This window comes from Vibrio sp. MA40-2 (assembly GCF_047302445.1).
Classification (GTDB): Bacteria; Pseudomonadota; Gammaproteobacteria; order Enterobacterales; family Vibrionaceae; genus Vibrio.
Map to the genome: position 1 here is coordinate 1229237 of NZ_CP178627.1, position 12761 is coordinate 1241997.

The 12761-nt window shown below is 38.8% G+C and carries 10 protein-coding genes and 3 pseudogenes; 12 read left to right on the forward strand and 1 reads right to left on the reverse strand.

The features are described 5' to 3' along the window. The first annotated feature begins 56 nt into the window (after positions 1-56). The 10 genes and pseudogenes from ACLKML_RS05470 to ACLKML_RS05515 all read left to right on the forward strand — a co-directional run bounded on the left by ACLKML_RS05470 (position 57) and on the right by ACLKML_RS05515 (position 8050). Entirely contained in the window at positions 57-572 is a 516-nt protein-coding gene (locus tag ACLKML_RS05470) for an adenylate kinase (RefSeq protein ID WP_413282710.1), read from the forward strand. A 236-nt stretch (positions 573-808) separates the two neighbouring features. Then, the gene (locus tag ACLKML_RS05475; protein ID WP_413282711.1) at positions 809-1315 is read left to right on the forward strand and encodes an IS110 family transposase; all 507 of its coding nucleotides are present in this window, start codon (positions 809-811) and stop codon (positions 1313-1315) included. Between the two features lie 162 nt (positions 1316-1477). Next, positions 1478-1789, forward strand: a complete 312-nt coding sequence (locus ACLKML_RS05480; protein ID WP_413283728.1) for a helix-turn-helix domain-containing protein — start codon at positions 1478-1480, stop codon at positions 1787-1789. A 162-nt stretch (positions 1790-1951) separates the two neighbouring features. Continuing rightward, the gene (locus ACLKML_RS05485) at positions 1952-2257 is read left to right on the forward strand and encodes a hypothetical protein (protein ID WP_413282712.1); all 306 of its coding nucleotides are present in this window, start codon (positions 1952-1954) and stop codon (positions 2255-2257) included. A 622-nt stretch (positions 2258-2879) separates the two neighbouring features. Next, positions 2880-3422 carry a histidine phosphatase family protein gene (locus ACLKML_RS05490; protein WP_413282713.1) on the forward strand — a complete coding sequence of 181 codons (543 nt, stop codon included), beginning with the start codon at positions 2880-2882 and terminating at the stop codon, positions 3420-3422. Positions 3423-3515: 93 nt separating this feature from the next. Continuing rightward, positions 3516-4204 (forward strand): annotated as a pseudogene (locus ACLKML_RS05495) (IS6 family transposase). A gap of 188 nt (positions 4205-4392) precedes the next feature. Then, positions 4393-6162: a diguanylate cyclase gene (locus ACLKML_RS05500; protein WP_413282714.1), complete on the forward strand. Its 1770-nt coding sequence runs from the start codon at positions 4393-4395 to the stop codon at positions 6160-6162. A gap of 267 nt (positions 6163-6429) precedes the next feature. After that, entirely contained in the window at positions 6430-6561 is a 132-nt protein-coding gene (locus ACLKML_RS05505; RefSeq protein ID WP_413282715.1) for a hypothetical protein, read from the forward strand. 281 nt (positions 6562-6842) lie between these two features. Then, a pseudogene (locus ACLKML_RS05510) lies at positions 6843-7232 on the forward strand (winged helix-turn-helix domain-containing protein); the annotation flags it as partial. A gap of 293 nt (positions 7233-7525) precedes the next feature. Next, complete coding sequence (locus ACLKML_RS05515) at positions 7526-8050, forward strand: regulatory protein ToxS (RefSeq protein ID WP_413282716.1); 525 nt, start codon at positions 7526-7528, stop codon at positions 8048-8050. Positions 8051-8292: 242 nt separating this feature from the next. On the opposite strand, the gene ACLKML_RS05520 is transcribed toward ACLKML_RS05515, so the two are convergent. After that, a complete protein-coding gene (locus tag ACLKML_RS05520; protein WP_413282717.1) occupies positions 8293-8700 on the reverse strand; it encodes a DsbA family protein in 408 nt (135 codons plus the stop codon). Between ACLKML_RS05520 and ACLKML_RS05525 the strand changes: the two are divergent. Together ACLKML_RS05525 and ACLKML_RS05530 are read left to right on the forward strand one after the other, a co-directional pair. Next, positions 8617-9561 (forward strand): annotated as a pseudogene (locus ACLKML_RS05525) (efflux RND transporter periplasmic adaptor subunit); the annotation flags it as partial. The gene ACLKML_RS05520 and the pseudogene ACLKML_RS05525 overlap by 84 nt on opposite strands. 3 nt (positions 9562-9564) lie before the next feature. Beyond that, positions 9565-12693, forward strand: a complete 3129-nt coding sequence (locus ACLKML_RS05530; protein ID WP_413282718.1) for an efflux RND transporter permease subunit — start codon at positions 9565-9567, stop codon at positions 12691-12693. The last annotated feature ends 68 nt before the right edge of the window (positions 12694-12761 follow it).

The window sequence follows — 12761 nt, forward strand, 5'->3', positions numbered from 1 at the left end:
AAGAGGCGGATTTTTTATTTCTGCTTCATGGGTTCAATCTCAGTCATGGAGGTAATATGAAAAAGATAGCAGTTTTTGGCAAGCCAGGTAGTGGTAAGTCCACTTTAAGTAAAAGTCTGTCATCAGCTACGGGTATACAGTTGTATCAATTAGATTCAATAGTATATAAAAATAATGGAGATTTAGTCGATCGAAAGACATATGATAAAGAGCATGGAGATATAATATCCTCTGATTCTTGGATTATCGATGGTTTTGGTCCAATGGGGTCATTTTATGAGCGATTAGATGTGGCCGATACATTGATCTATATAGACTTACCATATTTCCTCAGTTATTGGTTAGTGACAAAGCGACTTTTTAAAGGTTTGGTTATTAAACCTGAAGGTTGGCCAGATGGTAGCTCAGTTTTAAAAGGAACTTTAGAAAGTTATAAAATGTTAAAACTTTCTCCAAAGTTTTGGAATAATAGCTTTTCACAAAAATTAGAACAAATATCGCCGAACAAGTCTTTATATATAATAAAATCAATTACTGAATTGAATAGCTTTATTGATGAGTATGTGAAATAAGCGCATACAAGCATTTAAGAGTGACAAAAATTTTAAGTTGGGTGGTATCGCGTTGTCGTCCGTTTGCAAGGCGTTACTTTTCCATACGCGAGATAATCCGTTACATCCTAATTTAGTAATGTAATTGACTCAGTTCTGTCCAGAAACGTCTTACAACGCCTGGCTTTGGTCGGGTGGACTCCCTCTCCTAGGAGAGCTACGTTTAAGTTGACCAAAACCTAACAAGAGTCCATACAATGAATAAATATAATATTATCGCCATTGATTTGGCAAAAAATGTTTTCCAAGTATGCAAAGTTAGCCCACAAGGAAAGGTTTTATATAATAGGGAGGTAAGTCGGGCGAAGCTAAAACAACTTTTAATTAAAGAAAAGCTTTCTTTAGTATCCATGGAGGCGTGCTCCAGTGCCCACTATTGGGCGAGATATGCAAAAGAAGCAGGTCACCAGGTTAAAGTCATTAATACTAGGTCGGTGAAAGGGTTTCAAACAAGACAAAAAACCGACAGAAACGATACTCTTGCGATTGCTACTGCTTCATCTCTCGACCATATCCATAGCATACGAATTCAGTCAGTAGAAGAACAAGCTATGCAATCCATGGAACGAGCCAGAAATCTAGCGCTAACTAATCAGATACGTGGGAAGAAAGTAGCTGCGATAGCATTAGCAAATAAAACGGTACGAACAGCTTATGCCATCTTAAAAAATGACTTAGTGTATCAGCCAGAAAAACTTGCTTGATACACTCAGCATAATCAATAGAGAGCGATAATGATAAACAGGTAAGACCGACCAATAGAAGCTAGTTGGGTTCTTGGGCACAAAATGATGATGCCGTTCCTAAGACTTGGCCTATTGGTGCGACTACATTTTAGGGCGAGGTAGCTCCTCAAAAAAGCCCGTATTCTAGGCTGCTCACGTCAAACACTTTACACTTATCAGCAAATCATGGCAGAGCAAGGGCCTCAGGGGCTAAAGCGGATCAATAAGCCTCTAAAACGCAGTAAAAATCGCATACCAGAAAGTGCAGAAGATAAGATAATCGAATTAACTTTGCAAAACCCTCATCTCACATTAATGCAACTGATGATCGAGTTAAAACAGCACAATATCACCGTGAGTATCGGTACGATTAAAAACATCTGGAAGGAAGAAAATCTCAGCCCCAAAGAGCTCAGGATTAAGAAGTTACAATCACTGAATATCGACGTGTAAGGCGAAAAGTATCAACGACGACTAGAATGTAGTAATACGACAGAATCGATTGGTACTTATCCCGTCAGGATCCCTCTGTAATGACAAACAAGGTACTACATTACGACTAGCCGCCATTATGCTATAAATGATCTAATGTCATTTTTAATCGAGAAGCGACTTATGAGCAAGAAAAGGTTATCAGAAAAAGAACTGCTTAAGGGTATTACACCTGATATTGCCCACGCTGATGAGCTTGCAACAGTTTCATGGGGTGAGCTAGGACTAGAATCCTCAGAAAGCGATTATAAAGCCGCTATGAAGAGAATCGAGTCCCTGTTTGATGTAGTTGCACCTGGTACACCCGAAGGTGACGAACTTGAAAAACTAGTGACTTGGGTTGAAGCGTATGAAGACGCACAAGATAGAGAACTCATTAAACAAAGAGAGAGTTCCCCAGAAATTGATGTCAATATAGATGAGCTGTGACAGCTTCATTCTAACGGAACTTGCAGCTAAAACGAATCTGCCGCAAGATTTGTTTCAACGCGTTCGTTCTAGCGGCAGTTTGGCTGATTTTGCTATACTGAAACTAATCTAATCTCCTGACAGGTTGTATGCGATGAGCAAGAAAAAGTTGACCGAAAAAGAGCTTAAACAGGAAATTTCTGAGTTGAGTCAGTCGAGCAAGCAGCTTAGACTAGTGACTCTTTTTTTGTTCGTGCCTGTCACTGCGATTGCAGTCATTTACCTCTTGTTTTCTTAGTCTTACCCAATAGGGGAAGCAGCCTGTGGCAAAATCAGTTTGAAGCACTTTTGCCCCTTAGTTTGGCTGCAAGGTTTGAGGCCGATAAATTTCGGTCCCAACTTGTCTGCACCGACTCAATGATCAAGAGCTAAGGGGAACGGTGAAAGAAAACTCCTAAAAGTTTGCATCTTTTAACCATTCCCTCCCAGTTTCTCGGCTACATATCTATTCACTTTGATCAAACGTTAGTCTTATCTTACGCAAGCTTAATTTTCAGTTTTATTGGCTGAGTAGAATTGACATACCCCCTGCACATTAGTAGCTTGTGTTTGATATGAGGGTAATATAAGGACTTGAAATTAAATGGAAATAGTTTTTGTTCGTCATGGGGTTCCAGATTATAGACTCTCAGATGAACGCAAAATGACACAACTCGAAAAAGACTACGCACCTATTACACGCGAGTGTATCCCATTCATTAAATCTCAATCTGAGCTACCTGTATTTTCTGATGCCGATATCATAATTTCATCTCCCTATACTCGAGCGCTTCAAACAGCAGAAATTATCAACAGGCAGCATAGACTGGAACTGTTTGTCGAGCATGACTTACGAGAATGGATCGCGGACATGTCTGGTGGTTACATAGAATTAGAAGAAAGGGATCGGCGTTGGCAAGAATATCGCTCTTCGTTAAAAAGCGGAAGAGAGTGCCGTAATGCTGAATATGAAACAGCCTATAACCTTAAATCTCGAGTGATCAGTGTACTGGAGCGATATCAAGATTTTAGAAAAGTAGTAATAGTTGCTCATTTCAACGTACTTGAAAGTTTGCTTGGCTTTCAGGAAGAAGGAATTGGGTGTGGAGACCTACGCATTTTTAAACTGAGCGATGTGATTAGATAGAGTCTTTGTATTTGGCACCCTCAAAGGTACTGTCAACTTAACAGCTTGCCAATCAACTATGCGATAATCTGCTGATGAAGAATTCAAATATCTATGCAGGTTATCGCTATCCTGCTCAAATCATCAGCAACGCAGTTTGGCTTTATCACCGTTTCACACTCAGTTTTCGTGATATTAAAGGAATTATTAGCGGCTAGGGGCTGCATTGTCAGTTATGAAACGATCAGGCAGTGGTGCAAAAAATACGGTTCAATATATTGTAACCAGATTAAAAAGAGCCGTGGTCAAATCGGAAATATCTGGTATTTGGATGAAGTGTTCATCAAGATAAATGGCGTATTACATTACCTCTGGCGAGCAGTCGATCAAGATGGGGATGAGATCGATATTTTAGTTCAAAAACGTAAAGATAAAGCAGCGGCCTTGCGATTTTTCAAGCGCTTATTGAAAGGTGAATGCACAACGCCGTTGAAAGTTGTGACTGACAAATTAGCCAGTTATTCTTCGGCAAAAAAAGAATTACTACCGAGCATGAGCATTCTACAATTCAGTATGAAAACAATGGATGTGAGTTGTCCCACCAACCGACGAGGCAGCAAGAAAGACAAATGCGGCGATTCAAATCGCATAGTCAAGTGCAACGATTCTTAAGTTGCCATGGTGTGGTGAACAACTTATTCCGACCTGGTAGACATTTGATGCAAGCCAAACACTATCGACTGTTCCGCGAACGAGCATTTATCGAATGGGGTAGGGTGAGTTGTATCCCAAATTCAGGATAGGGCGTCGTGAGTTGAATTTTGACGCTTTATTTGGATAAGTTGACTGTACCAGTCGTCACCCTTATTGGTTTTATTATTAATAATTATTTGTAACACCATAAAATAAGTAACATACTAAATATAGAGTTTCTAGAAAAAACTTAACTTCAATTACAATATTTTATAAAAACAGATATAGTGAATTTTAAGTGCGAACGATTTCCTTACGCCAATTGATTATCACCCCATTTGTCCTGCTAACGTTAGCCGCTGGCATTATTATGTATTTAGTTTCTACAGTGACGATTTCTAACATCACATACACCGTAGGCTTACAGTACATCAAAGAAGTAGAACATCGTATTTATGATCGGGTTTATGAATTTACTTCGCCGCTAATCACCATTCTTGACATTAATCGTACAGCGTTCTACAACAAGCCCGAAATGCTGTCTAATTTAGACCTATTAACGCATCGCTTTTATGAACAAGGAATACCTTATCCTCATATCACCTTTATTTCGGTCGCCACAACTGATGGTCGCTATATGGCGTCAACACAGGATCCAATTTTAAAAAATCAAAGCAACATTGCAGCGAACTACGTCAATAAACCCTTTATAATGCAAGGCTTTGAACACGATCCAAAACAGTTCATCGGTCAAAAAATAAAAGAGCATCCAACATTTAGCTATGATCCAAGAGTGCGCCCGTTCTATCAAAATGCCGTAGCTAAAAGAGACGTGGTCTGGAGTGATATTCACCCTTATTTTGGTTATCCCGCGCTCGGAGTTGGGCTATCTGCCCCCATATACGATCAAGCCGACAATCTTATCGGTGTGACTGCAACTAGCTTGGCGCTAATCGAATTAGATGATTACCTCCAGTCATTAGAATTAGTGGAAGGCACTCACGTTTTTATTTCAGAATTAAATGGCGATCTGATCGCGACATCTGAGCAAAATCAGCTCTATAAAAAATCAAATGACATGACGGTCCGAGTCAACTTAAGCAACCATCCAAATAAAATATTACAAGCTGCTAGTCACACGTTGAAAAGTGGAACGCATCACCTTAATACAGAGCAAGGTAAATACTTATACTATGTGCGACCTATCGCTCTGAAATACGAGAAAACATGGTTGCTCGGCATTCTTATCCCTCAATCTCATCATCAGAGAATTTTATCCGAATATACTCAAACAACATTGGTTATCACTTTTATTCTTTTTATCGTTATTGCTTTTATCGGTTCTTTGATTGCATGGTGCATTGGCAAGCCAATACACACTTTATGTAGTGCCGTAAGCCAAAACAACGTTAAAAGTATTCAAGAAATTAAACAGCCTCTAAGCTCCGTTAAAGAGATTAATACACTCGGTAAAGGTTTGAATTCTATGGCAAACACGCTGTCTGATGTTATGCATAATTTAGAACAGAAGGTGATGGAAAGAACATCCCACTTGCAAGATGAAAATCAAAACTTGTTAGAAGATTCAGTAACCGATGAATTAACCTCGCTATATAATCGCAGAGGCCTAAAACAAACATTCCAACAAACATTAGAATACACTCAGCAACATAACCAGAGGTTAACTTTCGTTATATGCGATATCGATCACTTTAAAAACATTAATGATAAATATGGTCACGTGGTGGGGGATCAGGCACTCGTGTTGGTGGCAAATATCTTTAAAAAACACATAAGAAACAACTACGATATTGTTGCTCGGTATGGTGGCGAGGAATTTGCGCTGATATTTATTGACACAGATACCAATACCGTCATTAAAAGGCTAAATGATATCCGCCACGAGCTGGCTATAACACCCATCGATGACGACCAGTACATCACCATAAGTTTTGGCGTTGTCCATATCACAGACACTACAAATGTTTCAACAGATACTTTATTCAAACAAGCAGATGAAAAACTTTATCACGCAAAGAATACGGGGAGGGATAAAATCGTCATGTGACTCCTCACCACCCTATGGGCCATGCTTCTTATTTCGTTAACCATTGCTTGATAGTATCGAGACCGGATGCGTTAGTTTAGTCATTAGGCTTACCGCAGGGTACGGTCAAGTTAACCAATGCTATGGCCGCAGTTATGATGTCGTCTTTCTATTATCCATTGCCTTTCTTTACATTGTTTTACACTTATCTTAACCCTGCCTTAACCACTTAAAAAATATAGTAGCTCGTTAGCCATAGAGTAAACAATATAGAAAAAGGACTCTATTATGGAAAAAATGCTCATTCCAACTAGCTCCACACTTTTTATTAGTTCGACTGTATTTGCCAGTACTATAAGCTCAACATTAAAAACAGAGATGTTTGATACTCAAGCACAAACCTATGAAGCAGGATTTTAACGTGCAGATTCAGTCGATGAAAAAACCAATTATTGTATGCAAAAAGAATCGCATGTACTGAATGCTCCTAACCTATGGGTGAATAATGTTGAAATGATCAATGACAATTTAAGAAAAATAACTACATCGTTCTGTCAACTAACGATCATAAAGAATTATAAGGCGTTTTAATGGTAACTGAAAATAAATACCTTCTGAATGGTAGATATATTTTTGATGCAAATGCAAAAAGTCTCACTAGTAATGGGAGTAGTAACAATACTACCTAGCTAGGTAGTAATGAAAGTAACATTTTACTGGCTTTTATTGAAAGACCTGATCAAATATTAAGTCGAGACAAAATACATCAACTTGTATGGACGGATAATGGTTTTCATGTGGATGAATCAAGCGTTATTCAAGCCATATCTACACTCAGAAAAATACTTCAAGACTCAACAAAGGATCCTAGTTACATAAAGACGATACCTAAGCATGGTTATCAATTTATCGCTAAATGTAAAAGGCTACCTCTTGAAGATAATACTCGTAAGGATGTCCCTCCTATACAAACCAACCAAGGACAAGAAAATAACAAGAAAATTTTTTACAACCGGTTTTTTATTTCTTCTTCTATCAGTTTTAGGAATAATGATTATCGTTTCTTTTCGACTTCCAATGGCCTTAGGTAACAAAAAATACACGAAATTACAACAAGTTGATACTATTTATAATGTTGACATCTACACCTTAGAGTCATTTTATGAATTTTATAATCTTCAACCAGAAATAAAACACTGCACAACTCAACTATTAGTTAATAATTTACAGCCTGATACTATCGATAAAATTATAGTATCGAGTACTTCTAGAAATGAATTGGTCATTAATGTCATAGATCAATACTTAAGTAACAGTGCTAGTTATACATTAATTTCAAAAAACATAGACATGAACTTATTTTGTGACATAAGGTTAAATAGTGATGAAAAATAAATTTTTTATGTTCTGGTTAGTCGCTATTATCATGATAGCCTTTGCTATGTTTTATCATAAAAACCAATTTGAACATTCTATTTTGACCTCGGCTACATGGCATTCAAATATGAAATTTATGGTCCCAAATGAATATTATGACCAAGCATCAATGGGTCTAGATAAATTATACACAACATCCATAATGAGTAATTTTAAATATCTAGAAGATAAATCCTACATTCAAAACTCTTTTATCGAAGCATATGGCGAAGAAAATAATATTCTTTTCACTATAGAAATTTCTAACATTGGTCATTGGAGATATGATGATGCCTATTTATTTTTAGAGGCAGGCGATATCCATGATGTATCGTCGATAAGTGGCAATTATACCGATCATACAAACGTCGAGAAACTAAAAGAACTGTTTCTAATCGATATGCTACAAGTGCGGAAAATTGATATGATTGATAAAAACACGATGTTGATGACATCTGTTGACAATACTTCTAAGCTTTGGTTTTCTCAATAAATTCCAATAATATCATTAAAAACAATATAATAGCGCACTAACAGTAAAGTGTTTTGTACTAGTCAGACAGAACACTTTACTGGGCTAGGTATAGCTTTTGTCGTTATCTAAAAACAACGCGACTTAACTTTACCCAATACCGAAAGCCGTTGGGACCTATCTGATATACCATATTTCACTATCCTTGTTACCAGGTAAACATCCATGCTCCATCAGTAATGGATAACATTAACCCTATAATTTTATTCAAAAAAACATGAATTGATTGGTTCTGGAGAGCTACCTGAAGTTTTCTCTGGAAGTTCGTCAGTTAACCATGCCTCAACCAGTTTTTTCAGGTCTTCATATGGCTGATACCCAACAGTCAAATACGCATACCCCGCTAAATCTTTTACAATTATCGTTGGGAATGCGGTTACTTGGAGTTGTTTTGCAAAGGAAAAATCCATTCGTGTCTGTTGCTTAATTTCTTCAGAGTTATATAACATTACGAACCTATCTTTATTTAGACCAAACTTTTTAGCTAAATAAATAAGAACGCCATCATCAGAGATCCCGTAGTTTTCAGAGTAAAAAGTCGCCTGTATAAAGAAGGCTCTCAGGTAAAAGCCGGTGATATACTTTACGAAATAGACCCTACCACTTATCAATCAAACGTCAATAGCGCACAAGCTCAACTAGCTAAAGCTTTGACAAGTGAAGATACCGCTCGAAAAACAGTTGTTCGTTATCAAGAACTACTCAAGAAAAAGTTAACAAGCCAACAGGATTTTGATGATGCATACGCCGCATATAAAGAAGCTCAAGCAGAAGTCGCTATTAGTCAAGCAGAGTTAGATTATGCAAACGTTGAACTGTCTTATACTAAAATCAAAGCGCCTATTTCAGGTCAAGCAGGGTTGTCTTTAGTGTCCGAAGGTTCTTTATTGACAGCAGAGCAGTCATCTTACCTTACCACAATCGTACAAACTAAAAACGTGTATGTTGACATGCAACAGTCTTCTTTAGCCATTACGAAAATACGAAAAGAATTTTCCACTTTAGCGGACAAGAATGCAGAAATCCCTGTATCCATAACACTGGAAGACGGAAGTACTTACGACGAAGTAGGCCATTTGGAGTTTTTCGACACCTTAGTTTCAGATTCGACAGGTACCGTAACACTGCGCGCCATTATTCCAAATCCTGACAATATATTACTGGCTGGTATGTACGTGCGTGCCAATATTTCTATGCCAGAAGCAAGAGACTATCTCGTTGTGCCGCAATCAGCGGTAGTAAGAAGCCAATCAGGAAAACCTTCAGTATTTGTCGTTAACTCAGAGAATAAGGTAATGAAAAAACCTGTGGTACTAGGAGCGGAAGTTAATAATGGTTGGGTCGTTAAAGAAGGGCTTAGTAGCGGAGATCAAGTGGTGATCAGTAATATCATTAACATGAAAAATAACACCACTGTTTTAGTCGATAGTAGCAAAACAATCCCTGTTTCTACTTCAAAAAGTGAGGACTAAAGCATGCCCTTATCGAATTTCTTTATTAACAGACCGATTTTTGCTTGGGTCATTTCAATTGTTATTATGTTGTCAGGTATTGCAGCAATTGTCTCTTTGCCGGTGGCACAGTATCCAACGATTGCACCACCTGCAGTGACTATCTCAACCTCATATCCTGGCGCTTCAGCCAAAACAATTGAAGACAGTGTCACACAAGTCATAGAACAAGGCATGACAGGATTGGATAATTTGCTGTATATGGAGTCTAAAAGTGACTCTTCAGGTAATGCCAGTATTACGTTGACCTTTAGTGCTGACACCGATCCAGATACCGCTCAAGTACAAGTGCAAAATAGCTTACAACAAGTTAGCAATCGCCTACCGACAGCAGTTCAAAATCAAGGGACTTCTGTAACCAAGAGTACATCAGGTTTTATGTCCGTGACCAACTTGTACTCCCCTGATGGCAGCATGAGTGCGGGTGACATCCAAGATTACGCAAATTCAAGTATTAAAGATATCCTAAGCCGTGTGAACGGTGTAGGAGAAGTCACCATTTTTGGTCCATCTTATGCAATGCGTATCTGGTTAGATCCTGCCAAATTAAATAGTTATAGCCTCACACCAGTTGATATATCAAATGCTGTGTCCGTTCAAAATAGTCAAGTTACGGTTGGACAATTAGGTGGAACTCCAGCCATTGATTCTCAGCTGATTAATGCAAGCATCACAGCGCAAAGCCTATTAACGAGTGTTGAAGAATTTGAGAATATTCTGATTAAAGTCGATAGTGATGGTGCTCAGGTTAAACTTAAAGATGTCGCACGAGTAGAGTTAGCCAGTGAAGAATCTTCTTCAATACCAGCCTATATGGGTAAAGACTCCTCTGGTATTGCAATTACCCTTGCAACAGGCGCTAACTCACTAGACACTCAAAATGCGGTTGACGCAAAACTTGAACAACTTTCAAAAGGCTTTCCTGATGGGTTAGCACTGGTCAAAACAACCGATAATAACTTATTTATTCGCCTCTCTATCACAGAAGTCGTCAAAACACTTTTTGAAGCTGTCGGACTTGTTTTTGTTGTCATGTTGCTGTTTTTACAAAACTTCCGAGCAACCTTAATTCCAACCATCGCAGTTCCTGTCGTACTGCTTGGCACCTTTGGTGTAATGGCTGTGCTAGGCTTTTCAATCAATACACTCACTATGTTCGGTTTAGTATTAGCAATTGGCTTACTCGTTGATGATGCCATCGTGGTTGTCGAAAATGTTGAGCGTTTAATGCATGAAGAAAACCTTTCGCCACTGGAAGCAACCAAGAAATCAATGGAACAAATCACTAGTGCCTTAATCGGTATTACTATGGTGTTATCTGTTGTATTTATTCCTATGGCCTTTATGTCTGGTTCAACCGGTGTTATCTACAAACAATTCTCGTTAACCATTGTCTCAGCAATGGTTCTTTCCGTTGTCGTGGCATTAATTTTTACTCCTGTTCTTTGTGCAACACTACTTAAACCTGTCGATAAAGAGTCTAACGGTAAGTTTTTCGCATTATTTAACAGAGCATTCGAGAAATTATCCACTCACTACCGAGGTTCCGTTAAACATACTTTGCAACGTCCATTGCGCTTCGTTTTTGTTTACTTAATACTTTTCACAGGCACGGCTTATCTTTACAACGCGGTTCCAAGTTCATTCTTGCCGAATGAAGATCAAGGTGACTTCATGGTAATGGTGACAACACCGACGGGTACAACATTGCAAAAGACACAAGAAGTCATGTTGGATATTAAAGACTACTTTGAAGAAAATGAGTCACATACTGTCGACCATGTATTTACTGTATCTGGATTCAATTTTTCAGGCTCAGGACAAAATGCAGCAATGGCTTTCATTGGCCTCAAAGATTGGTCGGAAAGAACTGAACCCGGTACCGATGTCGATTCCATTATTGGCCGCGTTATGGGGAAATTTTCAAGTTATAAAAATGCACAAATCTTTGCTTTTAGCAGTCCACCAATCAGAGAGCTTGGTACATCAACTGGCTTTAATTTCTATCTAGAAGACGTAGGCGCTGTTGGCCACGACAAACTGATTGAGATTAGAAACCAATTGCTAGGAGCGGCTGCGCAAAGCCCAATATTAAATAGTACGAGACCCAATGGTCTAGAAGATACCGCTCAGCTTTTCCTTGATATCGACTATGAAAAAGCCAAAGTACTAGGTTTAGAGATTGACAATATTAACGAGTCACTCTCGATTGCTTGGGCATCATCATACGTCAATGACTTTATCGACCGTGGCCGGTCAAAAAAAGTTTACATTCAGGCAGATGCAGAATATCGCATGACTCCAGAAGACCTTGATTTATGGTTTGTCCGCAATAACAGCGATGAGATGGTACCAATCTCTGCTTTCAGTACTTACCACTGGGGACAAGGCTCTCCACAGTTACAACGGTATAACGGCAACCCTGCAGTACAAATCGTCGGCGAAGCCGCCACAGGTTATAGTACGGGTGAAGCCATGGCTGAAATCGATAAAATAGCGGCAGAGATATCAAATGATGTGCAAGTCAGCTGGACGGGGATGTCATATCAAGAGATAGAAGCAGGAAACCAAGCACCAATTCTGTATGCTATCTCCATTTTAATGGTCTTCCTTTGTTTAGCTGCTTTATATGAAAGTTGGAGCATTCCTATCGCGATTATTCTTGTTGTTCCTTTAGGGATACTCGGAGCGCTCGCAGCGATCATGTTCCGAGGGCTAGAGAACGATGTTTATTTCCAAGTAGGTGTGTTAACTACCATCGGCTTGACCGCCAAAAACGCAATTTTAATTGTTGAATTTGCCAAAGAGCTTTATGAAAAAGGGGTCAATATTATTGATGCTACTGTGCAGGCTTGCGAAATGCGTTTACGTCCTATCATCATGACATCCTTGGCGTTTGGACTGGGTGTTTTGCCGTTGGTTCTTAGTACCGGAGCGGGTGCCAACGCACGTAACGCGATTGGAACATCTGTATTAGGCGGTATGTTGGGAGCAACGTTATTAGTGATTTATTTTGCTCCACTATTTTTTGTCTTGATCTGTAAGTTGTTCAAGTCAAAGAACACAACAGTAATGACGAACAACTCCCAATAACAAAACGACTTACTGGTGAGCCTAGGAATGGCTCATCATTAGTGATAGATAACTGTAAAAGGATAAAA

Coding starts and splice junctions, on each gene's coding strand:
- ACLKML_RS05485 (WP_413282712.1), top strand. CDS start 1,952: ATGAGCAAGAAAAGGTTATCAGAAAAAGAACTGCTTAAGGGTATTACA.
- ACLKML_RS05475 (WP_413282711.1), top strand. CDS start 809: ATGAATAAATATAATATTATCGCCATTGATTTGGCAAAAAATGTTTTC.
- ACLKML_RS05505 (WP_413282715.1), top strand. CDS start 6,430: ATGGAAAAAATGCTCATTCCAACTAGCTCCACACTTTTTATTAGTTCG.
- ACLKML_RS05530 (WP_413282718.1), top strand. CDS start 9,565: ATGCCCTTATCGAATTTCTTTATTAACAGACCGATTTTTGCTTGGGTC.
- ACLKML_RS05515 (WP_413282716.1), top strand. CDS start 7,526: ATGAAAAATAAATTTTTTATGTTCTGGTTAGTCGCTATTATCATGATA.
- ACLKML_RS05490 (WP_413282713.1), top strand. CDS start 2,880: ATGGAAATAGTTTTTGTTCGTCATGGGGTTCCAGATTATAGACTCTCA.
- ACLKML_RS05470 (WP_413282710.1), top strand. CDS start 57: ATGAAAAAGATAGCAGTTTTTGGCAAGCCAGGTAGTGGTAAGTCCACT.